General features: G+C 57.5%; 18 protein-coding genes and 1 pseudogene. 9 read left to right on the top strand and 10 right to left on the bottom strand.

What is annotated here, in order from left to right; all coding sequences use genetic code 11:
- Positions 1 to 26: 26 nt before the first annotated feature.
- Positions 27 to 1,184 (bottom strand): two-component system response regulator, encoded by a 1,158-nt coding sequence (locus GBC55_RS23075; RefSeq protein ID WP_162440546.1) that lies wholly within the window; start codon positions 1,182 to 1,184, stop codon positions 27 to 29.
- A gap of 240 nt (positions 1,185 to 1,424) precedes the next feature.
- Between GBC55_RS23075 and GBC55_RS23070 the strand changes: the two genes are divergently transcribed.
- On the top strand, positions 1,425 to 2,270 hold the full coding sequence (locus tag GBC55_RS23070; RefSeq protein WP_162440548.1) for an AraC family transcriptional regulator: 846 nt from the start codon (positions 1,425 to 1,427) through the stop codon (positions 2,268 to 2,270).
- Positions 2,271 to 2,313: 43 nt separating this feature from the next.
- On the opposite strand, the gene GBC55_RS23065 is transcribed toward GBC55_RS23070, so the two are convergent.
- The 3 genes from GBC55_RS23065 to GBC55_RS23055 all read right to left on the bottom strand — a co-directional run bounded on the left by GBC55_RS23065 (position 2,314) and on the right by GBC55_RS23055 (position 6,126).
- Positions 2,314 to 2,823 carry a DUF417 family protein gene (locus GBC55_RS23065; RefSeq protein WP_162440545.1) on the bottom strand — a complete coding sequence of 170 codons (510 nt, stop codon included), beginning with the start codon at positions 2,821 to 2,823 and terminating at the stop codon, positions 2,314 to 2,316.
- 176 nt (positions 2,824 to 2,999) lie between these two features.
- A complete protein-coding gene (locus tag GBC55_RS23060; protein ID WP_162440544.1) occupies positions 3,000 to 4,244 on the bottom strand; it encodes a serine hydrolase in 1,245 nt (414 codons plus the stop codon).
- A gap of 316 nt (positions 4,245 to 4,560) precedes the next feature.
- The gene (locus GBC55_RS23055) at positions 4,561 to 6,126 is read right to left on the bottom strand and encodes a PAS domain-containing methyl-accepting chemotaxis protein (protein WP_162440543.1); all 1,566 of its coding nucleotides are present in this window, start codon (positions 6,124 to 6,126) and stop codon (positions 4,561 to 4,563) included.
- 266 nt (positions 6,127 to 6,392) lie between these two features.
- Between GBC55_RS23055 and GBC55_RS23050 the strand changes: the two genes are divergently transcribed.
- Positions 6,393 to 7,298, top strand: a complete 906-nt coding sequence (locus GBC55_RS23050; RefSeq protein WP_162440542.1) for a LysR family transcriptional regulator — start codon at positions 6,393 to 6,395, stop codon at positions 7,296 to 7,298.
- Here GBC55_RS23050 and GBC55_RS23045 read toward each other — a convergent pair.
- The 4 genes from GBC55_RS23045 to GBC55_RS23030 all read right to left on the bottom strand — a co-directional run bounded on the left by GBC55_RS23045 (position 7,288) and on the right by GBC55_RS23030 (position 11,952).
- Positions 7,288 to 8,064 carry a substrate-binding domain-containing protein gene (locus tag GBC55_RS23045; protein WP_162440541.1) on the bottom strand — a complete coding sequence of 259 codons (777 nt, stop codon included), beginning with the start codon at positions 8,062 to 8,064 and terminating at the stop codon, positions 7,288 to 7,290. The genes GBC55_RS23050 and GBC55_RS23045 overlap by 11 nt on opposite strands.
- A 23-nt stretch (positions 8,065 to 8,087) precedes the next feature.
- Positions 8,088 to 9,380, bottom strand: a complete 1,293-nt coding sequence (locus GBC55_RS23040; RefSeq protein ID WP_162440540.1) for an MFS transporter — start codon at positions 9,378 to 9,380, stop codon at positions 8,088 to 8,090.
- A gap of 179 nt (positions 9,381 to 9,559) precedes the next feature.
- On the bottom strand, positions 9,560 to 10,102 hold the full coding sequence (locus GBC55_RS23035; RefSeq protein ID WP_162440539.1) for a DUF3833 domain-containing protein: 543 nt from the start codon (positions 10,100 to 10,102) through the stop codon (positions 9,560 to 9,562).
- 194 nt (positions 10,103 to 10,296) lie between these two features.
- Positions 10,297 to 11,952 carry a methyl-accepting chemotaxis protein gene (locus GBC55_RS23030; RefSeq protein ID WP_162440538.1) on the bottom strand — a complete coding sequence of 552 codons (1,656 nt, stop codon included), beginning with the start codon at positions 11,950 to 11,952 and terminating at the stop codon, positions 10,297 to 10,299.
- A gap of 866 nt (positions 11,953 to 12,818) precedes the next feature.
- Between GBC55_RS23030 and GBC55_RS23025 the strand changes: the two genes are divergently transcribed.
- The 5 genes from GBC55_RS23025 (at position 12,819) to GBC55_RS23005 (ending at position 16,511) form a co-directional block, all read left to right on the top strand.
- Positions 12,819 to 13,091, top strand: coding sequence for a hypothetical protein (locus GBC55_RS23025; protein ID WP_162440537.1), 273 nt, complete (start codon positions 12,819 to 12,821; stop codon positions 13,089 to 13,091).
- Between the two features lie 476 nt (positions 13,092 to 13,567).
- Positions 13,568 to 14,434 carry a DUF6216 family protein gene (locus GBC55_RS23020; protein ID WP_162440536.1) on the top strand — a complete coding sequence of 289 codons (867 nt, stop codon included), beginning with the start codon at positions 13,568 to 13,570 and terminating at the stop codon, positions 14,432 to 14,434.
- Between the two features lie 235 nt (positions 14,435 to 14,669).
- Positions 14,670 to 15,158, top strand: a complete 489-nt coding sequence (locus GBC55_RS23015; protein WP_162440535.1) for a type VI secretion system tube protein Hcp — start codon at positions 14,670 to 14,672, stop codon at positions 15,156 to 15,158.
- Between the two features lie 7 nt (positions 15,159 to 15,165).
- Positions 15,166 to 16,140, top strand: a complete 975-nt coding sequence (locus GBC55_RS23010; protein ID WP_162440534.1) for a hypothetical protein — start codon at positions 15,166 to 15,168, stop codon at positions 16,138 to 16,140.
- Positions 16,137 to 16,511, top strand: a complete 375-nt coding sequence (locus GBC55_RS23005; protein WP_162440533.1) for a hypothetical protein — start codon at positions 16,137 to 16,139, stop codon at positions 16,509 to 16,511. Before GBC55_RS23010 ends, GBC55_RS23005 begins: the two co-directional genes overlap by 4 nt.
- 806 nt (positions 16,512 to 17,317) lie before the next feature.
- Here GBC55_RS23005 and GBC55_RS23000 read toward each other — a convergent pair.
- Complete coding sequence (locus GBC55_RS23000) at positions 17,318 to 18,355, bottom strand: AraC family transcriptional regulator ligand-binding domain-containing protein (RefSeq protein WP_162440532.1); 1,038 nt, start codon at positions 18,353 to 18,355, stop codon at positions 17,318 to 17,320.
- 9 nt (positions 18,356 to 18,364) lie between these two features.
- Positions 18,365 to 19,279: a GGDEF domain-containing protein gene (locus tag GBC55_RS22995; protein WP_162440531.1), complete on the bottom strand. Its 915-nt coding sequence runs from the start codon at positions 19,277 to 19,279 to the stop codon at positions 18,365 to 18,367.
- Positions 19,280 to 19,673: 394 nt separating this feature from the next.
- Here GBC55_RS22995 and GBC55_RS22990 point away from each other — a divergent pair, with 394 nt between their 5' ends.
- Positions 19,674 to 22,217: a TonB-dependent receptor gene (locus tag GBC55_RS22990; protein ID WP_162440530.1), complete on the top strand. Its 2,544-nt coding sequence runs from the start codon at positions 19,674 to 19,676 to the stop codon at positions 22,215 to 22,217.
- Positions 22,218 to 22,280: 63 nt separating this feature from the next.
- Positions 22,281 to 22,975, top strand: a pseudogene (locus GBC55_RS22985) (3-phytase); the annotation flags it as partial.

The following is a 22,975-nucleotide window of genomic DNA, read 5'->3' as shown; positions in this document are numbered from 1 at the left end:
TGGATGTCCAGAGTGATGCGCGGGGCTCAGGGGCGGTCGGCAATCTGCTCAAGCAGTGCTAACTGCTTGGCCATGTCCTGGTCGCTGTCGGCAAATCGCTCGGCAATTTCGCGGAACTGCTCGGCATTGGCGAGAAAAGCGTCGCAGATGTCCGGATCAAAATGCGAGCCCCGGCCATCGCGGATGATTTCCACCGCCTGCTCATGGGACATGCCGGGCTTGTACACGCGGCGGCTGATCAGCGCATCGTAGACATCTGCCACGGCCATCAACCTGGCGCTGATCGGGATGTCGTCGGTGGCAACGCCTTGAGGATAGCCACTGCCATCCCATTTTTCTTGATGGCCGTAGGCGATTTCCTTGGCCAAATGAAGGAAGTCGACGTTTATTCCCAATTGATCCTCGGCGTGCTGGATGGCGTCGCGTCCCAATGTGGTGTGGGTCTTCATGATCTCGAACTCTTCGGCGGTGAGCCGTCCCGGTTTGAGCAGGATGCGATCAGGAATGCCAATCTTGCCGATATCATGCAGCGGCGCCGATTTGAAAAGCAGCTTAATGGTCTCTTCGTCGAGGAAATGACGGAAGCGCGGGTGGTCGCGCACCAGTTCAGCCAGGCGTTTGATGTAATGCTGGGTGCGGCGAATGTGGTTGCCGGTTTCGTTGTCACGGGTTTCGGCCAGCGAAGCCATGGCGTGGATCGTGACATCCTGGATGGCGATCACCTCCCGGGTACGGCGTTGCACTTCCTGCTCCAGAAAATCGTTCTGATTGCGCAGGAAATCGGCAACGGCCTTGAGCTTGATCTGAGTGTCGACCCTGGCCATGAGCACCGGGGGGATGATCGGCTTGGTGATGTAATCCGCAGCACCCAGGCTCAGGCCGCGAATCTCGTCCTCCGTGGCCGTCATGGACGTGAGGAAAATGATCGGTATGTGGCGAATGCGTGCATCAAGTTTGAGCTGCTTCGCGACGTCATAACCGGACAGGCCCGGCATCATGATGTCCAGCAGGATCAGATCGGGTAGTGGATCAGCCTGCAGGAGACGCAAGGCTTTCTCGCCGCTGTTGGCCGCCTTGACCCGATAGTTGTCCTTCAGCAACTCGGCGATCAACATCAGGTTGTCGGGGGTATCGTCGACCACCAGAACGGTCGCTGATGGATAAACGCCCTGAGTGCTATCCATGGTTGTTGGCTCCCTTGCCAGACAATTGAGGAGTCGGCGTACTTGCACCAATCTCTTGCTGGCAAGCGTAGCTAGAAAAGCTGCAATCGCTAGGTTTGGATCTGCAGGTTGGTTCGAAGAGGCACTTCAGGCAAAGATGAATTGATGATGGGCAAACAGTGGGTACAGCATCGGAGCCACGATGGTGCGCATTTCGTCGGTGTTATGATCTGGCGTGTATTTCTTGCCAAGAGATTGCCCATGGATCGCTTGTCTACCTTGTTGTCGCAGTTCGGCGTGCGCGCAAACCTGTTTTTCAATGGCAAACAGTGCGGCTTGGCGTCTTACGACGGCGCTGAAGGACGTGGCTATATCCACCTGCTGCAGGCGGGCAGTGTTAATTTAAAGAAAGCCGATGGTAGGGGGTTATTACTGACCCGGCCCAGTCTGATTTTTATGCCGCGTCCCAGCCGGCATCAACTGTTTGCCGGTGAGTCCGAAGGCGCTCAGTTGTTGTGTGCATCGATGGAGTTTGGGGGTGGGGTCGATAACCCGCTGTCGGCTTCATTACCCGACTGTCTGGTGCTGTCTCTAGATGAACTGCCAATGCTGGCCGATACGCTGAAATGGATGTTCCGCGAGGCGGCGGGCTCGCATTGTGGCAAGGAGGCAGCGCTGGAACGGTTGTTCGAACTGCTGATCATCCTGTTGTTTCGACATCTACTTGATCACCACCAGTTGCATACCGGGATGATGGCTGGACTGGCTGACCCGAGGTTGTCGCGCTCTCTTTCGCAGATTCACAACGCACCTCATCTTGCTTGGTCAGTTGCGGGATTGGCGAGCGAATCAAACATGTCTCGCGCGGCTTACGCAGTACATTTCCGGGCGGTTATCGGGCAGACGCCCGCCGATTATCTGTTGAGTTGGCGTATCAGTCTGGCGCAGAAGCGTCTTCGTGAAGGCCGGTCGATTACATTGATCGCCGCCGAAGTCGGTTATGAAAGTCCCTCGGCACTTGCGCGCGCGTTTCGACGCAAGACTGGTTACAGTCCTCAGGAATGGATCAAAGACTTGGCAGGCGGAGAAAATCGGGCATTGACCTGAAAGTATCGAACTGCTTCAGGCCATTGCAGGGGCAGTCATCGGCTCAACGGCGTTCAATCGCCGTCAGAGAATGGCCGGCCACAAATATCGAGGCGGCAAGTAACCCGATGTCTTTGAGTAAAAACTGGCCTGGAACGACTGAAATAGCGGGAAAACCCAGGCCGGGCTCGATCACTCCGGGTGTCGAGAACATGAAGCTCAAGGTGGTGAAAAACAGCCCGGCAGACAGCGCGCCACCTATCAAAGAAAGCTTCGGTGACAGCAAGCGACCTGCAATCAGCGCACCGATCGAGACCTCCAGGACGCCAAGCAGATTGGAGAAGGTGTCGACACTGAAAATGTTGTAAACCCAACCCACGAAAGGGCTGTTGCTCACCAGCGGAACCAGCCCGACCGCTTCGTAGTGCGTGAACTTCATCCCGCCGAACCACAAGTAAATGACGGCGAGCGCAAAATAGGCGCCATAGATCCCCAGCGCCATGGTTTTGAACCCAAGCGTTGAACGGGGTTGGGCGCTGCTGGTTTCGTGGGTCTCGATTCCGAAGGTTTTCATGATCAATGCTTCCAGGAGTGTGGTGAGGAACGCCAATAAGCAACCCTGCGAGGGTGTGCGTTGGGGGTCGACACAGTGTTGCCTTTGCTTCCACACTCGTGGCGTCTGAACGTATTGCATCCGGTGCAGATCGTCTTGACGCGTCGGATGAGATTAACGTCATCCGACGCGCAGAGTTACTTCAACGCAGCTACCACGGCATCGAAGAATGCCATCGGGTCGATCGGCTCTTTATCAACCGGCTTGGGCTGGGCACCGAAGGTGACAATCACCACGTTATTGGCGGGGTTGACGTAGATGTTCTGGCCCTGGATACCGACCGCCGAATAAGCGCCGTCTTTCACCGAAGGCTCGGTCCACGCCGTCCACCACATGTAGCCGTAGTCCAGGGACTTGCCACCTTTGAGGGTGGTCGGCAGGGTCGCCTCCTTGACCCAGCCCTCGGGCAGAATTGACTCGCCATTGATCTTGCCGTCGTTCATGAAAAACAGCCCGAAGCGTCCATAATCGCGCAACGTGGCGCTGATACCGCTGCCACCGATTTCGACGCCGTCAGGTGAATCGAGCCACCAGCGGGCATCGCTCTCCATACCGAACGGCTGCCAGATCTTCTGCGACAGATAGTCGGCCAGTGGCATCTTCACAGCGCCACGAACGATCTCGCCGAGAACCTGCGTTTCGCCGGTGCTGTAATTGTTGACCGTGCCGGGCTCGGCCGCTCGCGGCAAACTGGCCATCAACGCCATGGCCGAATGCGGTTTCTGAGATATCTGCGCCTTGAGGAGCGCGCGACGATCAGACGCCGGATCGGTGTAGGTCTCGTTCCACTTCACGCCCGAAGACATCATCAGCACGTCGCGCACCGTCACGCCTTCATAGGCGCTGCCCTTGAGCTCGGGAACGTAATCCACCACTTGCGCATCAAGGCCCTTGATAAGGCCGTCTTTGATCGCGGCAGCCGCCAGTGTGGAGGTGATGGACTTGGCCACCGACATCGACATCCACCGGGTTTTCTCGGTGTTGCCGCGCTGGTAGGTCTCGAACACGATCTTGCCGTCCTTGAGCACGAGCATCGCCGTGATGCTGTCCAGTGCGACGAAGTCATACAGGTCGTACTTTTTGTCCCCGACAGTGAAGCGAACGTTGGGCAATTGTTTGTCCGATTTCGGCAGCGCATACGGATGATCGCCGGCCTTGATCCGGTGGGTAGGGAACAGCCGGTCTATGTTCCGGTAGGTACTGACCGCCAGATCGGGGAGCATGGCGCCGTCATAGATCTGCTCCACGGTGCCAATCGGTTCCTGGGCGTGGGGATAATCGTCAGCCCATGCGCCCGAGGATATACCCGCAGCGAGCAGACCCAGCGAGAGAAGCAGCATCCGACCAGGCACAGCCGGACGAGAAATAGCGGAGGAGTGCATAACCTATCCTTTTGTTGTTTTTGCCATTCACGGACGCCAGGGCGCGCGCCCGCTTGAACCATAGCCTACTCATTGGAATTGCGCCGCAGCGCTTGAATGAGCGACGAAAGTGAAGCGCAGTTAGTCGTCCACTTCCTCACTGGCGGACGGACGTGATCGATAAACGGTTACGGGCACAGGCGTCGGAGTAAATAAAAACGGGCACCTTGAAGGTGCCCGTTTTTTTGTGGTCTTCGACTCCGTCGCAGCGTTGAAAGGCTAAGCGGGAAGTTTGATGTCGCAAAACTGGCCTTCGGGAAGGCCAGCAGTCGATAGGCTATCGATTGAATCGCTCGACCAATGAATATTGCGTATTAGCGGTCTGGGTCAGCTCCTTGCTCAGCGCTGCCGAATGCCTGGCCTGTTCAGACGTCTGGTCTGCCAGATGGGCAATGGTCGTGATATTGCGGCTGATTTCCTCGGCCACGGCGGTTTGCTCTTCGGTCGCTGCGGCAATCTGGGTCGTCATGTCCGTGATATTCGCCACTGCTTCGCTGATTCCGACCAATGCCTTATCTGCCTCAAGCACCCACGCCACGCCTTCTTCGGCCTGGCGATGACCGCTTTCCATGGTTTTCACCGCATTGTTGGACGACACCTGCAGCTTGGAAATCAGCCCATGGATTTGCGCCGTGGACTCCGTTGTGCGCTGCGCCAACTGGCGCACTTCATCGGCGACCACCGCAAAGCCTCGACCCATGTCGCCCGCTCGCGCGGCTTCGATGGCGGCGTTCAACGCCAGCAGGTTGGTCTGGTCGGCAATGCCCTTGATCACATCGACTACCGTGCCGATTTCATTGCTGTCCTTGGCCAGTTGGGCGACTGTCAGCCCGGTTTCACCCACTACCACCGAGAGGCGCTGAATGGCTTCTCGGGTGTCCCGGGCCACTTCGCGTCCACGCCCGGTCAACACATTGGCTTCCTGAGTGGCGTCGGCGGTGCGCTGGACGTGGCTGGCGACTTCCTGGGTGGTGGCGGCCATTTGATTGACGGCGGCCGACACCTGCTCGGTCTCGACCCGTTGACGGTCAAGCCCACGGGAGCTTTCAGTGGCGAGGCCGTCGGAGCGGCCCGCCAGACCGGTCAGTTGCTCAGCCGTATCCTGCAATCGGGTGAGGCATGTCTTGAGCCGGGCAGCCTGGCTGACAAACGCCGTTTCAAGGCGTGCCTGGGGGCCACGTTCGTCGCTGTACATTTTAGCCAGCAACGCGTCGCAGGTTGAGGCTTCAGCCATTGCCAGCAGACGCAGCGCGCCACGGTTTTGCCGGCTCGAGACCCACAGCCCGAGCGGCACCGATACTCCGACAGCCAGAATGATCGCCTGCGACATGCTGAGGAACACGCCGCCCAATGCACCCACCAGGCCCATCGCCAACACCGGTAGCCAGGCGAGCAGTGCGGGTTGCCACTGATCACTGACCGGGACGGCTGACTTGTCCAGGCTGATGCGTTTATAGAGGGCTTCGGCGCGACGGATCTGCTCGGCCGTCGGCTTGACCCTGACCGATTCATAGCCCACAACCTCTAGCCCCGCGAAAATCGGCGTGACGTAGGCGTTGACCCAGTAGTGGTCGCCGTTCTTCGTGCGATTCTTGACGATGCCCATCCACGGCTTGCCTAGCTTGAGCGCACCCCACATATGAGCGAAAACGGCGGAGGGCACGTCGGGGTGACGAACGATGTTTTGAGGCGCGCCGATCAGGTCCGACGTGTTGAAACCGCTGATTTCGACGAAGGCGTCATTGCAGTACGTGATGACGCCCCGCGCATCCGTTGTCGAGATGAGTTTCTGTTGAGGCCCAAGGGCAACCTCGCGCTGCGTAACCGGTTGGTTGTTTCTCATCTGTATTGCTCCTATCCCTAAGCAAGGGGCATCGGCTGCGATAGGAGAAAGGTTAATGAGTAAGTCAGAAAGCGCAGGTCATGCGTCCGAAAAGAAGGTGTCGCCCTTTGATGGCTATGGCTGGCCAGAATAGGGCGTACGGCCAGCGTTGATCGTTGCCAGGGCATTTCGCACACAGTCTCCAACTCACCGGAACCTGCGTTGTGGAATAATTTGTTACATTCATAGGATAAGCTGATCAATCTGTCAGATCCCGAGTGCGCACCATGGCCATAAACTTCGACCTTAACGACCTGCAAGCTTTTCGCGCCGTGGTCGAGCAGGGCAGTTTTCGCAAGGCCGCTGACGCCGTGCGTATCTCTCAGCCGGCACTGAGCCGGCGCATCGAAAAACTTGAAGACGCCCTTGGCGTACGGTTGTTTGAACGCACGACACGTAAGGTCAGCTTGACTCAGGCCGGGCGCGGCTTCATGCCCAGCGTTGAGCGCTTGCTGGACGATCTGGACGTGGCGCTGCTGGGTATCAGCGAAGTCGCCTCGACCCGACTCGGCCATGTCACGGTGGCCTGCGTGCCCTCGGCCGCGTATTACTTCATGCCGCGCGTGATCGCCCATTACCACCGGCAGTTCCCGAAGATCAAAGTAAAAGTGCTCGACTCCAGCGCCCACGACGTACTCAGCGCCGTGGTCAATGGCGAAGCGGATTTCGGTCTGAGCTTCATGGGTGCGCTGGAGACTGATGTCGAGTTTGAGCCATTGGTGCAGGAAGGTTATGTCGTGGCCTGTCGGCGCGATCATCCGTTGGCGGGACGAACCAGCGTCACCTGGGATGAGTTCTATCAGCAGGATTACATCTCGCTGGACAAGACCTCGGGCAATCGCTTTTTGCTGGATCAGGCGCTGACCGGCGTCGTGCCACAACGACAGAGCATCTGTGAAACCCGGCATGTGACGACGATGATCGGTTTGGTGGAAGCGGGGTTGGGGGTGGCGGCGGTGCCGCTGATGGCGATGCCGACAGCGGATCACCCGATTCTGACGCGGGTGCCGCTGACCGACCCGCAGGTCATGCGCAGTGTCGGCCTGATCAAGCGCCGGGGTCGCACGTTGACCCCGGCGGCGCTGGAACTGGCACGGCTGGTGGTGGAAATGAAAGTTCAGGTCAGCGACTGACCGAATCCAGCCCGGTGGCCTTTACATCCGGTTGAGCGGCCGAAGACGCCAGGAACTCCAGCAACGCCCTGGCTTGCGCCGGGTGTTGCGCGCCCACGGGAATGCCGGCAGCGAAACGCGTTACCGATTGCACCGACTCTGGAATCTTCGCCACAAAACTCACACCCGGCACCGGCAGCAATTCGCTGACCTGCTGGAAGCCCAGTTGGTAGTCGCCGGTGGCAACCACCGAACCCACGGGGATCTTCGGAATCATCCTGGATTTTGGTTTGAGTTGGTCTTCAATGCCCAGGCGCTTGAACAACTGTTCCTCGATGTACACGCCGCTGGCGCTGTCGGAATAGGCGACGGATTTTGCGTCGAGCAAGGTCTTCTTCAGTCCGTCAACGGAGCTGATGTCCGGCTTCGTCGCGCCCTCACGCACGACGAGCCCGATTCGGGAATCGGCCAGTTCAACCCGTGAAGCGGGATCGACTTTGCCTTGCTTGATCAGGTCATCGAGGGCGTAGCCGACCATGATCACTACGTCAGCTTTTTCCCCGCGAGAAAGACGATTCGGAATAGCTTCCGGCGCCTTGCCCATTGATGGGCCAAGGGCGGTGTCCAGGGTGTTGCCGGTGGACGCGGCGAATTTCGGCCCGAGCACTTTGTAGGCCGCGGTGAAACCGCCGGAGGTCATCACGCGGATCTCTTCCGCCTGGGCGACGGTGCTCAAACCGAGGCTGGCCACCAGGCCGAGGGCGGCAAAATTTAATAGCTTGTTCATTCGTGTTCTCACAAAGGGCAGGTTCAAGACATCGCTGGTTGCAGGCGGCCGGTGGAGCGGCGGTAGAGATACAACGTGGCGCACAGCGCGCAGAGCGCGGCGAAACTCATCCAGTAACCGGGTGCGGCCTTGTCACCGGTGTACTGAATCAGGAACGTCGACATCGCCGGGGTGAAGCCGCCAAACACCGCCGTAGCCAGGCTGTACGCCAGGGAGAAACCGGCGACCCGAACTTCGACCGGCATGATTTCCGTGAGCGCCGCAATCATCGCGCCGTTGTACAACCCGTAAATGAACGACAACCACAGCAAGACCAACAGCATGTTGACGAAGCTCGGTGCGTTGACCAGATAAGTCAGCGCTGGATACGCCGTGGCGAGGGTTAACAGCGCCATGGCGATCAGCACCGGGCGTCGACCGATGCGGTCAGACAGCGCGCCGCCAATGGGCAACCAGAAGAAGTTCGAAACACCCACCAGCAAGGTCACCAATAACGCATCGGACGTACTCAGGTGCAGCACGGTTTTGCCGAAGGTGGGCGCGTACACGGTGATCAGGTAAAAAGCCGTGGTGGTGAGGGCGACCATCATCATCCCGGCGAACACGATGACCCAGTTCTGCGCGAGGGTGCGGAACACATCGCCCATACTTGGCCGATGTTTGCGCGCTTCGAATTCCTCGGTTTCTTCGAGGTTACGGCGCAGGAAAAAAATGAACGGCACGATCATGCAGCCGACGAAAAACGGAACCCGCCAGCCCCAATCGGCAATCATTGCGGGCGCCATCCACTGGTTCAACCCGTAGCCCAACGCCGCCGCGACAATAATCGCCACTTGCTGGCTGGCTGACTGCCAACTGGTGAAGAAACCTTTGTTGCCTGGAGTAGCGATCTCCGCGAGGTACACCGAGACGCCCCCCATTTCCGCACCGGCCGAGAAGCCTTGCAGCAAGCGACCGACCAGCACGAGGGCGGGTGCCAATAACCCGATGGTTTCGTACCCGGGCACCAACACAATGAGAATCGTGCCGCTGGCCATGATCGACAACGTCACTATCAACCCTTTGCGCCGACCCACATCGTCGATGTAAGCACCGAGTATCACCGCGCCCAGCGGACGCATCAGGAAACCCGCGCCAAACACCGCGAAGGTCATCATCAGGGATGCAAACTCACTGCTGGCCGGGAAGAACACGGCCGCTATCTGAGTAGCGTAAAAGCCGAAAAGAAAGAAATCGAACTGTTCGAGAAAGTTGCCCGAGGTCACTCGAAAAATCGCACCGGCGCGTGAACGACCGGAAGGGTTTGATGTTGTCATGGACCTGTACTCCACCGCTTTTATGACGTGCACCGCCTGGACGCGGCGCACGGTTCTTATTGGGGCGAATGGTGGAGCAGGGTGATCGATATGATAAGTGCATTGTTGGCATGCATTAATGCATGAAACGGATCAATGAGGGCGAAGGTGAGGGCGGGTAGGCGTGGTGTCGCCGCCTGTTATTGACTCGCTCCGGCGCCCTGGCGACGGAAGAACAACGTCACCTGGCCGACCTCTACCCCGAACTTGGACATGCTGGTGCGGTTGATCAAGGTGTCCTCGTCCATCAAGTACATCCAGTCGTCCATGCTCATTTCGTAGGTCGAGTCGTCGACCGGCAGGTTCAGGCGATAACGCCAGTGCAATGTGTTGCCAGCGACCTGACCCTCGGCGACACCCACCACATCGTCCGCACGCCCGCTCCAGCGGCCCTGGCCCTTAGGCGTCAGGGTCCAGACACGGCGTTGGCGGGTGCCGTCGCTGTACAGGAAGCGCTCGTCGAGAATCAGATTGTTGCCCTCACGACGGCTGACGATGTCGACCTCGAAACGCTTGGCCACCTCACCGCTGCGTTTCTGAAACATCCCCCAGGCTTTGACGGGCTGGCTGAAAAAATGCGCCAGATCCAATGCTGGTTTTTGATCCGCGTAACGGGCGACGTCTACGCTGCCGCAGCTCGCGACGCTGAGTGCCAGTGTTAGTAACAACAGTAATCGGGTCATTGCCTTACTCCCTGAGTGCGCAGGTGATGAGGGGGGAAGTGTCGAATCGTTTTGTTGTACGTTTTTCAGTCTTTTGTACAGGTTTATCGCCGTCCAATTAGATGCAGGAGGACTCGGATCGTTACCTGCGTCCTGCGCCTAACCGGGGGCCATTTCTCGCAGCAACGCGGCTCGCGATGAAACGGCAACAGACCCTAGAGCTGAAAGCGCGAGATGTTCTCTCGCAATGTCACGCTGGTGCGTGCCAGTCCTTCGCTTTCCTGCTGAGCGCTGCGGAAGGCTGCAGCGGATTGCTCGGCGCTTTCGCTGACGGTCACGATGCCCCGGCTGATCTGCTCGGCAACGGTACTCTGCTGCTCGGCGGCAGCGGCGATTTGGTGGTTCATGCCGTTGATCCGCTCGATCATGGTTACGATCGTGCTTACCGCATCACCGGCCTCGGAAACGCCGGACACCGACTGCGCACTGGAGTGCTTGCAGCGTTGCATATGCTGCGAGGTTTCGTCGGCAATTTTCTGCAGACTGGCGATCAGCCCCTCAATTTCTGAGGTGGCCTTCTGGGTACGTTGTGCCAGGCTGCGCACCTCGTCGGCTACCACCGCGAAACCGCGTCCGGCCTCGCCAGCACGGGCAGCTTCGATGGCTGCATTGAGGGCCAGCAGGTTGGTCTGGTCGGCCACCGACTTGATCACTTCTAGCACGCCGCCGATATTGCCGGTTTCATTCTTCAGCCGGGCCATGGCCATGTTGGACTGTTCGATTGTCGCGGCCAACTCGCCGATCATGTTGACGGCATCTTTGGCCTTCTGCTGGCTGTACAGGGCCGCGCTATCGGCCTCGCTGGCGGCACTGGCGGCGGATTCGGCATTGCGCGCGACATCCTGCACGGTGGCGGCCATTTGGTGAACGGCGGTGACGATCTGCTCGACCTCGCACTGTGCCATGGCCACGCTTTCGGCATTTCTCAGGCTCGATTGGCTAAGCTCCTGGCTGGATTCGGCCACGGTCTGTGAGGACAGATTGATGCCCTTGGTCATGTTCCGCAGGTTCTCCTGCATGCTCAGCAGGGCGGCCATTATGCTGGCTTGTGGTGGCTCAATCGTGCGCTCGCTGGCGCGCAAATCGCCCTTGGCAACCCGTTGGGCGAGCTGGTTGAGTTCACTCGGTTCGGCACCCAGCGCGCGCAGCAGATTGCGGCTGATGATGTATCCCAGTACGGCTGCCAGTAAGACGGCCAGCGCAGTAATGGCGAGCAGCAGGTTGCGTTGTGACAGATAGTTTGCGTCATTTTCGCTGACCTGCAGGTCTGCCTTCTGGTTGGTGTAGCGCAGGTATTCACCAATTGCCTGGGTCAGCTCGGCCAGTAATGGTGTGCACTGCTCGCTGACCATGCGCAGGGCCTCGTCGTTTTCACCCTTGAACAGGTGTTCGGCAATGGTTTGCGCTACCGGTTTGTAGCGGCTCTCGACCTGCTCGATGGTTGAGAACAGTTCACGTTCTTTGGGCGACACATCATCATGGTTATCAATTGCCTGGCGTAGCGCGGCGAGGCTGCTGGCCACCATTTTTTCGTTGACGGCAATCGCGCCCCGCTGCTGTCCTCTCGCGGTGACATTGCTGTTCAAGGCGATGTTACGCAGGGCAATCGCGCGCTGGGCGGCAGCGTCGTTCAGTGTGTTGGCCAGGCGGGTGCGTGCATCAACGCCATTAACGTAGAGAAAAAAGTCCTTACTGCTGTTAGCCAGGGCGTATAGCGAGATAGCGGCGATCAGCAACATAAACGCGAGCAGGCTGGCATAGCCGGCATAGAGACTGGTCCGTGTAGAGAGCCTGGGAGTGTGCGATGGCATGATGTACCTACGTAATGGGAGGAGCACTTTAGGGACACCTGCAGGGGTATGTATCCGCCCTCGGTCCGCATCCTGCGCAGGTATTCTTTTGTTCGACGGCAATGAGTAGCGGCGTTATTTGCTGGCTAGCTAAAACTTGTACAAGTTATTGCGTGTGTACAAGTCTTGTACAGCTATATTTGAATGATGTCGTCATGACATCACTCAATCCCGATGAACGGTCAGTAACCTCCGGTTTCTGGCAAGCGCGAGAAATAGAGGTCTGGCTATCGGGCTGACTACTGTTTGGCGGCGATACAGCCCAAGGCCATCTTTGGGCGGGCCGATAGAATCCTGCGGGCGCTGTAAAAATGCGTAGCGCTATTTCTGTACAGGTATTTTGTATGGGGGGTGAGCTAGGGCGCGCTAATTGTGAGCATGCGCTGCGCTAGCGCTGCTGCCGTTTCATCGCGAGCCGCGATGCTGCGAGAAATGGCTCCCGGTTATGGGGGGGAGGGTGGCTGCCGGTCCAGCCTTTGAATGAGCGACGAAAGCTGGCGGCATCGCTGAAGCTCAGGTAGTCGGCCACTGCCTCTTTGCTGATTGGACCTGACCTTGCCCGCTGTTCCGATGAAGCTTATAGTCCGCCCCGTCGCCCACAATGGCGATTCAGGTTTGGCGACTTGATCGATCGGGTGCGACAGCTCTGTGCTTTTTGCAGGTGCTGTTGCACGCTCGCAAAAGCTGTCTTTTATGGCAGCTGTGCGCGGGAGACCTTCGGGTCTGCCGGTATTCCGATCCCGGTTCGCCAACCTGCGTACAGCTGTCACCCATTCGTTTGGCGACGATTGGGGGCAGTCAACTTTTGCTTGATCGGAGTTTTACCTATGGACAGATACACCCCCCTTTCCGGACTCGACGAGATCCCGGCCGCACTGCTCATCGACACCCAAGCCCCACTCGACGTCCTCCAGGCCATGGCCGATTACCGCATCCGCACGGTCACGCAGGTGCTGGAAAACATCGCCTTCCGCGCCGAGATTGGTTGCGACACTGTGGTGCTGGCGGACTTTTCCAAACTCTTGGCCATTCCGTTGCGCGATGGTTGTGATTTGATGGAAGTGATTGGAAAGCGGTTACGGGCGCAGGCGTCGGAGTAAGTAAAAACGGGCACCTTGAAGGTGCCCGTTTTGTTGTGGTCTTCGATACCGTCGCTGCGTTGAAAGACTAGGCGGGAAGCTCGACGTTGCTGGATTCACCGGCACCAGTGGCACCTGACAACCAACTCCATACGTAGGTCAGCGTGGTAAGGTCTTCGTGACCAACGCTGACCGTGTCACGAGACTAGCCAGCAAATATTTCACATCGTTGACGTGCAAAGCGGTTTGAAAAAGAGCGGGTTGGAGGCTGGTTGGAGCCTGTAACAAATGGCAATGGATAGTCCGAGTTTGCCCTTCGAGAAGGGCAGCTAACGGCCCAAAAGCAGACGGTTACGCAGGGTTAATAGCCGTTTCTTGAGGCTTGGAAGTGTCTACAGAAGGAGGGGCGATTCAAAACTTACGGTTCCGGCCAAACTACAAGCATTTTTAGACGCAATCTAGACTGCATGTTTTTGAAACTTTAATAAGGAAAATTAATGGATCCACAATTCTTTGGCTATATTTCTGTCTCTGTGGAAAAATGGCAGAAAGTCGCGCCTCTATTCGTGGCGGGGATGGGTGCATTATATATAGTTTATATTTGCACAATTACGGAGTCCCTATCCATAATCAGAAATCGGATATCTGATCTTGTCGGGATGAAGCACTCATTCAATCACGAAAAACTAAAAAAACATCAACAACAAGAGCTAGACCTAGATTATTTTAATTTCAAGTTTAAGTTAAATGTCAAAACACCTTATGCGATGGATAAATTAATCGCTTGGGCAGACCGATCCGGCGTACGACTGAACGAGATCAAACGAGCGCGGCCCTATTTCAATCCAACTGAGCAAACTTTCAAAATTCCTCAGCCGAAATTTGTAAAAACATTCACGGTAATAGTCCTGCTTTTTGCAGCGCTGATATTTTTCGCTATTTACACTCCCAATGCCGCATTATTTAAAGTCAATAAAACCGGCCAATGGTTTTGGGTTGCCGATAGCCATGCTTTCTCCTTCACCTCCTACCTTCCGCAATCACTGCATGTTTCTGGCTCTTGGGAGATGAGCACAGGCAATTGTTTGCTGGATAATACGTCAGCTCCATTATCCAACGAGTGGGATAAAAAGGTTATATGTTATCTTTTACTGGACAACCAGAAAGGGCAAGTAGCGAAAACTATCAGAGAGCAGAAAATTTTGGCATGGACTTTTTCGCTTCCTTGGCTCCTTGTGCCTCTTGCTGTACTGCAAGGAAGTCACAGGCGACGATACGCAATAGAGTTTCAAAAACGCAGCCAGAAAAAGCTCCGCTTCGGGGACAGCCCTCTTCCAGAATATGCAAGGTACTATTATGACTAGGTCAAATGGTGACGAATAAGGCATAGGCGATTTAAATCCGCGAGGCGCCCGTCACTACTTTTTCCGTTACCCAAACTGCTAATGAGGAAACGTCCTACAGCATGGATCGGGAACAGGGTCGGAACGGTCTGATTCTGTGTTTTCGAAGCCATCCAACAGGTCCGTCGTCTATTTGAAGCGCCGTACATTCACTCCTCAAGAGATGAAAGCTATTCCATCACCAAGGAGCGGAAGCATGGCGTTTGACGCATTTGTAAAAATCGATGGTATCCCCGGCGAAGCTTTGGATGAACAGTATCGCGACTGGATCGAGGTCAACGGATACAGCTTCGGCACCCATCAAAGCACTTCCGCAACGGCCAGCTCCAGTGGGGGCGCCGGTTCCGGTCGGACGACGTTGAGCAATTTCACGTTCACCAAGTTACTGGACAAATCCAGCTGCAAACTGATGGAGGCGAGCTGTGCCGGGGAGCATCTGAAGGAGGTCAGTCTGGTGCTGAGCCGTGCGGGGGGCGACAAGGTCAAATACTTCGAGATCATCCTCGAAGAGGTCATCATTTCCGACTACACGCAAAATGCCTCTGCCGGAATTCCCGTAGAAGTCGTGCAACTGAATTACGGCCGCATCAAAACCATCTACACCCAGCAAAAACGCAGCGACGGTGCCGGCGGCGGCAACATCGCGGGCGGTTGGGATCGCATCAGCAATAAAAAGTATTCGTGAGGCTGAAATGGCTGAGCCTCTAGCGTTTATCAATTCACAGACACAAACCTATCAAGCGCTGAAAACTCAATTGCGACTGACGGGCGCCTCTAACAGCAAATTCGATGCACTCAATGGGCATATTGCCAACACCGTGGTGTTGGCCGGCGAGCTCGTTATCATCGGCGATTCGTCCACTGCATCTTGTACGAGCCAGGAAGCGTACTTGATGGCAAAGGCACGGGACATCCACATTGGTTTGCTGATCAATCAGGTCGATGCGGACGACTTTTTTCTGGATAACTTCGAGCTGCTGAAGGAGGTGCTCAAATACAGCTCAATTGGCGCGGGTGTCGTCAGTGATGGGTGGAGCAGGCATATGGCGGCCATAGGGAAAACCCTGGAAGAGATCGAGGCGCTACACAAGGAGTTTTTGCGCACTGAATCATTGGCTGCCAGGAAAAAATTCATAGCTGAGCGCGCCATTGTGTTTGGCAAGCTGGATCAGCAGCTTGCAAAAGCAGCGTCGTATGGCTCAGGACTTCGTTATCAAAGCTCGATAAAACGAATGCTGGGAATTTCGACCAAGAGCTTTTTGCATACCGGGGAGATTGCGGGGTATGCGGAAAAAGTCTCTGGCGTGGCCAAGGCTGCAAAGCTGATCAAGAACGGAGTCTATATCGGTACGGCATTGACTGTTGCCTCCTCTGGAATTGCAATCAGAAACGCGTGTGTGCTGGGGCGGGAGGATGAGTGCAGAAAAGCTAAATACGTAGAGGGTTCATCGTTGGCTTTCAGTTTGGGAGGCGGGGCCGCATTAGGTTATCTAGGTGGGACTGCCGCCACATTTGGCTGCATTGTCGTGCTTAGCATTACCACTGGTCCCGGAGTACTCGTATGTGGTGTCGTAGGTGGTGCGTTAGGTGGATGGGCAGGTGGTTCATTAGGAAGCGAACTAGGTGAAAGTTTCGGTGAGTATTTGTACGATGGAATCTTACAATGAGTCTGTTGCCATTTGGCTTAATTGGACTACTTATCGGTGCTCCGATCATATTAATGGTGGTTTGGCTAACCTATATGGTGCACGTATACACTGAGATAGCGGAAGCGTTGATGCCGAACAGCAGTTTTGTTGATGCTAATAAAAAAGCCTTTTCTCAAGCTGGAATTTTCGGCAAGTCTATACGGAATGGCTTCCTCACTATGGTATTGCTTACTCCACATTTGACAGCGAAGAGGGGTATTGTTGACGTCCAAGAGATCAAGCACTTTCCTAAGAAGTTTAAGAGGATGCTCGTTGTAACATGGGCTGCGAATTTCTTGCTTTGTTTGGCACTGTTAGTCTTTGGAAGTTATCTGAAGTACCTAAAGTGAGGTTTTCCTGGTTTTCTTAAAACTCCCTCATAGTGAATTCAGGACCAGTAACATGCGGCTTCCCACGACCCGCAACCTACCGAACATCAACCCCCGTCATCGACTCGAGCACCCATTGCGCCTTGTACGAAGGCCACGTATGTGAAGGATGCTTCTTTGGCTGGCAGCTTGACGGGGGGGGCGGTTTTGGAGGTTATTCAACAACACTAGGGGGATTTATAGGTGACCCAAAATCCTTCTGGGGCTGACTTGTCAGTCCGGTTGTTGTGGAACAGTTTTCGAATTGGTAGGCAGGTAATGAAACGGCTGCTCAGGAGTGGTGCATTCGTCGATTGACTACTGAATAACTGCACTGCCACTACGCAGCCCATACTCAACCCTCTTGACAGCTTTAAGAGGGTGGGATATCTACAAATTAGGATTTAACAACCCGAACGATAAAGGAAGTCGACCATGAGTATCAAACCTGGCCCTAAGAGAACGAATGAGGATGGCACTCCGGATAAGAGGCAGAGAGTCACGCCCGAAAAGCAAAAGGAACATCCAGAGCTGAAACCTCATAAGCATAAACAGGGGGAGTAAAATAAAAAAGCGGCTCACTAGAGTCGCTTTTTATTTGTGTTCGATTATGCCTGTCCGCATCACCGCAACGATTGATCGCGACGTAGTGAACGAAGTGGGATGGAATCATGGGTAGCGGATTATCTAAATGTACAGATGCAAAGCGAGCATAAATTATCCTCGTGGTCGTGGTCGTGGTCGTGTTGGAGGTGCCCAATGGATCGCTCCGGCTTTCCTGGAATCGCTCAACCCATACTAAACAACTGCCGAATCAAATTCGGCGTACTACCCGTCCAGCGTTTAAACGAGCGACGAAAGTTGGCTGCATCGCTGAAGCTCAGGTAGTCCGCCACTTCCTCATTGCTAAGCCCTTTGACTTGATACAGATACAGCGCCACCTGTTTGCGCACCCGATCCACTTGTTGTTGAAACCCGGTGTCGTGTTTTTGCAGTTTGCGTTTGAGGGTGGCGGGGCTCATGGCGAAGGCTTGGGCGGCTTGTTCAAGGCTCGGGGGTTGGCGCACCTGTTCGAGCAGGTAGGTGTAGAGGCAGTCGGTGAAGCTCGCCGCAAAACCAAGCTGTTCGATTTGCCCCACGGCTTCCAGGCGGGCGACCTGGCCGGCGGTGGCTGAGGCGTTGGGCCAGGGTTGGGTGAGGTATTCCCTTGGGATGCGCATCAGGTCCAGTGGACGTTTGAACTGGGTGTCTTCGCCCAGGTGCACCCAATACTGTTCGACATATCGCGGTTCGGCGTGGCTGAGGCTGCACACCCACGGCAGGCGGCGGCCGCTGAGCCACTGACTCATGGCCACCAGCGAGGTCATGCTCGCTTCCAGCAGGAATCGCCATTGCTCGCCCGCGCCGCAACTGTCCAGCCAATAGACGTAGGCGAACTGTTCATCCAGCAGCAAGCGCGGTGTGGCCAACGGGCTGAGCAATGCCTGTTGCTGCACCAGCGTATCGAGGGCCTGGTGCAGGTTTTGTGCGTGGCGCAAGGCGTGGCTGACGGCGCCGTAGTGTCCGGGCAATAACCGTTGGCCGAACAGGAAACTGCTGTCGTCGGCGTCCAGCAGGCGTCGGCTGTTGCCGATCAGTTGCAGAAACTGCTGCGGGCTGAGGCGAGTCTGGCCCGCCAGAATGTCTTCGTGAAACAGGCCGGTGCCGCGTAGCAGGCGATGGCTGTCAATGTCTCGGGACAGGGCCAGATCGATCAGGGTGGCGGGTTGGTAATGCCCGGGGATGAATCGGCTGTCGGCTTCGTACCAGGTGGTTTTGACGGTCATCGCCGGGCCTCAGGCGCTTTTGGCGAGTGGTTGCTTGGCCCGTGCCAGCGCCAGGTTGAGGCGTTTGAGCAGGGTTTCAGGCGTCTCGTCGAGCGCCATCACCACCGCCGTACTGGCTGCCAGTTGCAGGCGTTCGCCATGCTGGCGGGTCTTGTGCGCGAGGCTGTGCACGGCGTGTTGCAGTTCTTGCGCCAGGAGCTGCGCCTGACGCTCGCCGGTGTTGGGCAGCAGCACCACAAAACGGTCGCCAGCCAGACGGCAGAGCAGGTCCTGACGGCGCAGGTTGAGCAGCAGCAAATGACTCAGGGCCTGCAGTACGGCGTCGCCTTCGGCATGGCCGAAGTGCTGGTTGATGGCGGCGAAGTTGTCCAGGTCCAGTACCAACAGCGACAGCGGTTGTTGTTGCCTGATGCTGTCGGCGAGGCTGTCGGTCAGTTGCCGTTTGAGGTAGTCGGCACTGCCCAGCGGCGTGAGTTTGTCGAACAGTCGGTGTTCGCGAAACAGCCGCTCGCGTTTCTCCATCTGCGCGCTGATCGCCAGTTGTTCGCGATGCCAGTGATAGATGCCGATGGTCAACAGAATCATGCCGACCGGCATCGGTCCGGACTCCAGCCAGTGGTCCCAGGTGATGCTGTCGGGCAGGCGGATGAATTCGTCGAGGCTGTCGATCCACCAGGAGAAAAAGATGCAACTGAGCCCCAGCGCCAGGTAGTTAGTGACCCGTCCGGCAGGGCGGCTTTTGAGCACCAGCCCCAGCCAGACCAGGGCCAGCAGCGCCGAGCCGCCTTCGCCGATGATGTCCAGCCAGACCCACTCACTGACGGTTTTCAGGTCGCCGCAGGCCAGGTGCAGCAGCAACCCGAGGTTGGCCGCCAGCAGCAGGGCGGTGAGTTTCCAACGGTGGGGCTTGAGCACTGAGAACATGACAGCGGTCCTTGGATGAGGAAGCGATGCGCGCCAGCACAGCAGAAGTTTGTGACAGTCGGGTGACGAGGCGCGAAGGGAAGGGGGAGGTCGAATCAGCTCACCGTGAATTGTTTTTTTCAGCGCCGCGCCGTGCGTTCCCATGAGCGCTGGCGTGCTTCGAACCGCGTCCCGGCGCGGGTATCAGCACATCCGACAACGAGCCTGACCGACTCACCGTTATTGCCAGCAGGTCAATTCAGCTCATTCCCACCCCCAATGCCCGGCAAACAGGCGGTTTAAAGGGCTTGCTGCCCTGTGCTGTCACAGAACCGTCACGCCCCGTGCCTAGCTTGCCCTCCCAGTTGCCGGGCCACTTGCCTGGCGTTAAGGGACTCTTTGGGGGAGGACATTCATGGACCAGCGCAGCAGTCATCCGCGCCGCGGCACCGTCGGGATCTTCAGTTTCACGCTCACGGCGTTGACCATGGCATTGGTCAGCGAACGGTTGAGCGCCGCAGACGCCACGGCCAATGTCGAGCATGTCGAAGTGGTCGGTCAGGCGGCGAGCATCAATTCGGCGCTCAAGGAGCAGCGCCGCTCCGACAACATTGAAAGCGTGGTGCATGCCGATGGCATGGCGCAGTTGCCGGACGAGAACGTCGCCGAAGCGGTGCAGCGCCTGCCGGGTGTCAGTGTCGAACGTGATCAGGGCGAGGGGCGGTTTGTCAGCGTGCGGGGCTTGGGCCCGGACCTGAACAGCGTCACCATCAACGGCACGCTGGTGCCGTCGCCGGAAAGCGAGCGCCGCGCCGTGGCTCTCGATGTTTTGCCGTCGGAGCTGGTGCAATCACTGTCGGTGATCAAGACCCTGACGCCGGACATGGACGCCAACTCCCTGGGCGGCACAGTGGATGTGCGCAGCCTGTCGGCCTTCGATCATCCGGGGCTGTTTTACACCGGCAGCAGCGAGGCCAGTTACGACAAGAACACCCACCAGACCAGCCCGAAATTCTCCGGCGCAGCCAGCGACCGTTTCAGCCTGGGCGACGGCATCGATAACTTTGGCGTGGCGGCGGCCCTGAGCTGGCAGAAGCGTGACTTCGGTTCGGACAACGTCGAAACCGGCGGTGCCTGGGACTTCCAGCGCGGTGCGCGCCTGGAAGAATTCGAGCAGCGCGACTACGACATCAGCCGGGAACGCACCGGCGGCGGCCTGAACTTCGATTACAAGCCCGATGACCTGAGCAGCTATTACCTGCGCACCCTGTACAGCCGCTACAAAGACAGTGAGACCCGCAACTCCACCAGCATCGAATTCGCCGATCCGCAGGCGGCTGGCGAGCTGGGCGATGCCGAAGGCAAACGCAAGCTCAAGCAGCGCGAAGAGACCCAGGAGATTCAGTCCTACGTGTTGGGCGGTGAACGCCTGTTCGGCCTCTGGACCCTCAGCGGTCAAGCCGGTTACAGCCGCTCCAGTGAAGACAGCCCCGGCCACATCGCCAACGCCGCGTTCGATGCCAATGACGATTTCACCGACAGCGGCTTCTATAGCAACGACAAGCCACGGCCGATCATTGGTCAGGGCTTCTACGACCCGAACAACTTCACCCTCGATAAAGTCGACTGGGAAAAGCAGAACACCACCGACACCGAGAAAAACCTGCGCCTGGACCTGGCCCGTGATTACGACCTCAACGGCTACGCCTCGCAGGTCAAGTTCGGCGGCAAGGTCAGCCGGCGCAACAAGGACAACGACCTCGACGCCTGGGTCTACGAAGACTTCGACGACCTGGGGTTCAACGATGAACAGCTCAACCTCAGCCGGTTCCGCAAAGGCTCGGTGGATTACCGCCTCGGCCAGTTCGGGCCCGGCATCAGCGGCAGTGCGATCAAGCAGTTGATCGGCGGGCTGAACCGGGACGACTTCTACGACCCCGTGGAATCGACGGTCAACGACTTCAAGATGAGGGAGGACATCAACGCCGGTTACCTGATGAACACCTTCGACATCGACGATTGGCGGTTCATCGCCGGCTTGCGCTACGAGGGCACCGAGTTCGATGCCAAAGGCACCGGCGTCAACGATGGCGAGTTCGAAGCCACCGACACCAAACGAAAATATCACCACTGGTTGCCGGGCTTGCATGCGCGTTACCAACTGGACAAAAACACTCAGGTGCGTGCGGCCTGGACCAAGACCGTGGTGCGCCCGACCTTCGGTCAATTGGCGCCGGGGTTTGTCATCGACGGCGACGAGGCCACGTTTGGCAATCCTGATCTCAATCCGCTGGAGTCGAGCAACCTCGACCTCGGTATCGAGCACTTCATGGGACGTGCCGGCACGGTCTCGGCGTTCGTGTTCTACAAGGATATCAAGAACTTCGTCTACAACACCGACCTGGCCGGCACCGGGGCCTGGGTAGATTTCGCCGAAGCCCACACCTTTGCCAACGGTGACAGCGCAAAACTCTACGGTCTGGAACTGGCCTATTCGCAACAGTTCGACTGGCTGCCGGCGCCGTGGAATGGCTTGCTGGTCGGGGCAAACGCCACCTTCAGTCGTTCCGATGCGGAGATCGAAGGCTTCGACGCCGCCAGTGGCACGAACCTCAAGCGCAGCATCGATTTGCCGAACCAGTCGGACACGGTCGGCAACCTGATGCTCGGTTGGGAAGACGACAAACTCAGCCTGCGCCTGTCGGCCAACTACAAGTCGGACTACCTCTACGAGCTGGCCCCGATCAACGACAAGGCCCACGACCTGCACGTCGATGCCCAGACCTTCGTCGATTTCAGCGCGCGCTACTCGCTGACGAAAAACCTGCAAGTGAGCTTCGAGGCGCAAAACCTCACCGACGAGTCGTACTTCGTCTACACCGGCAATCGCTCCTACAACGGCCAATACGAAGAGTACGGCCCGACCTACAAGCTCGGCCTGACCTTCACCCATTTCTAAGCGCCGGGACGGCAGCCCGGTGCTGCCGTCGCGATGGATGCACGACAAGGACTTTGCCTGTTCATGACTATTTCTTTGCGATACACACACTGGCTGCTGGCCGCGATGATCAGCCTGGCCGCTGGCCCGACCCTGGCGGCGACACCTGCGCTGAGGCTGACGCCATGGGCGCCGAATCTCAAGGTCGAGGAACTGGCCTTCCTGTCCGCCGATCAACGCCTGGCGGTCAGCCCCCGTGATGGCTTGCTGTTGCTGGACGCCAAAGGCGCCGAACTGGCGCGAATGAGCGGTTCATTCAGCAGCCTCGACAGCCGCTCCACCGCGCAGCAGGTGTTCGTTGCCAGCCTCGACACTACCCGCCAGCAAGCGCTAGTAGTCGGCCTTGATTCGGCCAAGCGCACGTGGAGTACGCCGCTGTATTTGCCAACGCGGGACTTCGGGGTGAATGGCCTGTGCCTGTACCGCGATGACGCCAGCAACCTGTTTGTCTTTCTGGTGGGCGAGGAGGGCAAGGGTGAGCAATGGCTGGTGGGCAACGGCAACGTTCTGAACGCCCAGGCACAAAAGGTCCGCAGTGTGCCGCTGCCGCCGTCGGCGCAATTTTGTCAGGTCGACGACGCTGCGCATCAACTGGTAGTCAACGAAGAAAACGTCGGTTGGTGGGCGTACCCGGCACACGCGGAAGCCGATGTGACCCGCACGCCCGTGGCGATGCGTGAACCCTTCGGCGACATCAAGGGTGCCGCCGGTGCGCTGGC

The organism is Pseudomonas sp. TNT3, assembly GCF_010095445.2.
In the GTDB taxonomy this organism is placed as follows: domain Bacteria; phylum Pseudomonadota; class Gammaproteobacteria; order Pseudomonadales; family Pseudomonadaceae; genus Aquipseudomonas.
The sequence above is the reverse complement of the archived record's forward strand: the minus strand, read 5'-3'. Positions and strand labels throughout refer to the sequence as shown.

What these genes read in the sequence shown, in the direction of transcription:
- GBC55_RS23075 (WP_162440546.1), bottom strand. Translation starts at nt 1,184, where the DNA reads ATGGATAGCACTCAGGGCGTTTATCCATCAGCGACCGTTCTGGTGGTC.
- GBC55_RS23070 (WP_162440548.1), top strand. Translation starts at nt 1,425, where the DNA reads ATGGATCGCTTGTCTACCTTGTTGTCGCAGTTCGGCGTGCGCGCAAAC.
- GBC55_RS23065 (WP_162440545.1), bottom strand. Translation starts at nt 2,823, where the DNA reads ATGAAAACCTTCGGAATCGAGACCCACGAAACCAGCAGCGCCCAACCC.
- GBC55_RS23060 (WP_162440544.1), bottom strand. Translation starts at nt 4,244, where the DNA reads ATGCACTCCTCCGCTATTTCTCGTCCGGCTGTGCCTGGTCGGATGCTG.
- GBC55_RS23055 (WP_162440543.1), bottom strand. Translation starts at nt 6,126, where the DNA reads ATGAGAAACAACCAACCGGTTACGCAGCGCGAGGTTGCCCTTGGGCCT.
- GBC55_RS23050 (WP_162440542.1), top strand. Translation starts at nt 6,393, where the DNA reads ATGGCCATAAACTTCGACCTTAACGACCTGCAAGCTTTTCGCGCCGTG.
- GBC55_RS23045 (WP_162440541.1), bottom strand. Translation starts at nt 8,064, where the DNA reads ATGAACAAGCTATTAAATTTTGCCGCCCTCGGCCTGGTGGCCAGCCTC.
- GBC55_RS23040 (WP_162440540.1), bottom strand. Translation starts at nt 9,380, where the DNA reads ATGACAACATCAAACCCTTCCGGTCGTTCACGCGCCGGTGCGATTTTT.
- GBC55_RS23035 (WP_162440539.1), bottom strand. Translation starts at nt 10,102, where the DNA reads ATGACCCGATTACTGTTGTTACTAACACTGGCACTCAGCGTCGCGAGC.
- GBC55_RS23030 (WP_162440538.1), bottom strand. Translation starts at nt 11,952, where the DNA reads ATGCCATCGCACACTCCCAGGCTCTCTACACGGACCAGTCTCTATGCC.
- GBC55_RS23025 (WP_162440537.1), top strand. Translation starts at nt 12,819, where the DNA reads ATGGACAGATACACCCCCCTTTCCGGACTCGACGAGATCCCGGCCGCA.
- GBC55_RS23020 (WP_162440536.1), top strand. Translation starts at nt 13,568, where the DNA reads ATGGATCCACAATTCTTTGGCTATATTTCTGTCTCTGTGGAAAAATGG.
- GBC55_RS23015 (WP_162440535.1), top strand. Translation starts at nt 14,670, where the DNA reads ATGGCGTTTGACGCATTTGTAAAAATCGATGGTATCCCCGGCGAAGCT.
- GBC55_RS23010 (WP_162440534.1), top strand. Translation starts at nt 15,166, where the DNA reads ATGGCTGAGCCTCTAGCGTTTATCAATTCACAGACACAAACCTATCAA.
- GBC55_RS23005 (WP_162440533.1), top strand. Translation starts at nt 16,137, where the DNA reads ATGAGTCTGTTGCCATTTGGCTTAATTGGACTACTTATCGGTGCTCCG.
- GBC55_RS23000 (WP_162440532.1), bottom strand. Translation starts at nt 18,355, where the DNA reads ATGACCGTCAAAACCACCTGGTACGAAGCCGACAGCCGATTCATCCCC.
- GBC55_RS22995 (WP_162440531.1), bottom strand. Translation starts at nt 19,279, where the DNA reads ATGTTCTCAGTGCTCAAGCCCCACCGTTGGAAACTCACCGCCCTGCTG.
- GBC55_RS22990 (WP_162440530.1), top strand. Translation starts at nt 19,674, where the DNA reads ATGGACCAGCGCAGCAGTCATCCGCGCCGCGGCACCGTCGGGATCTTC.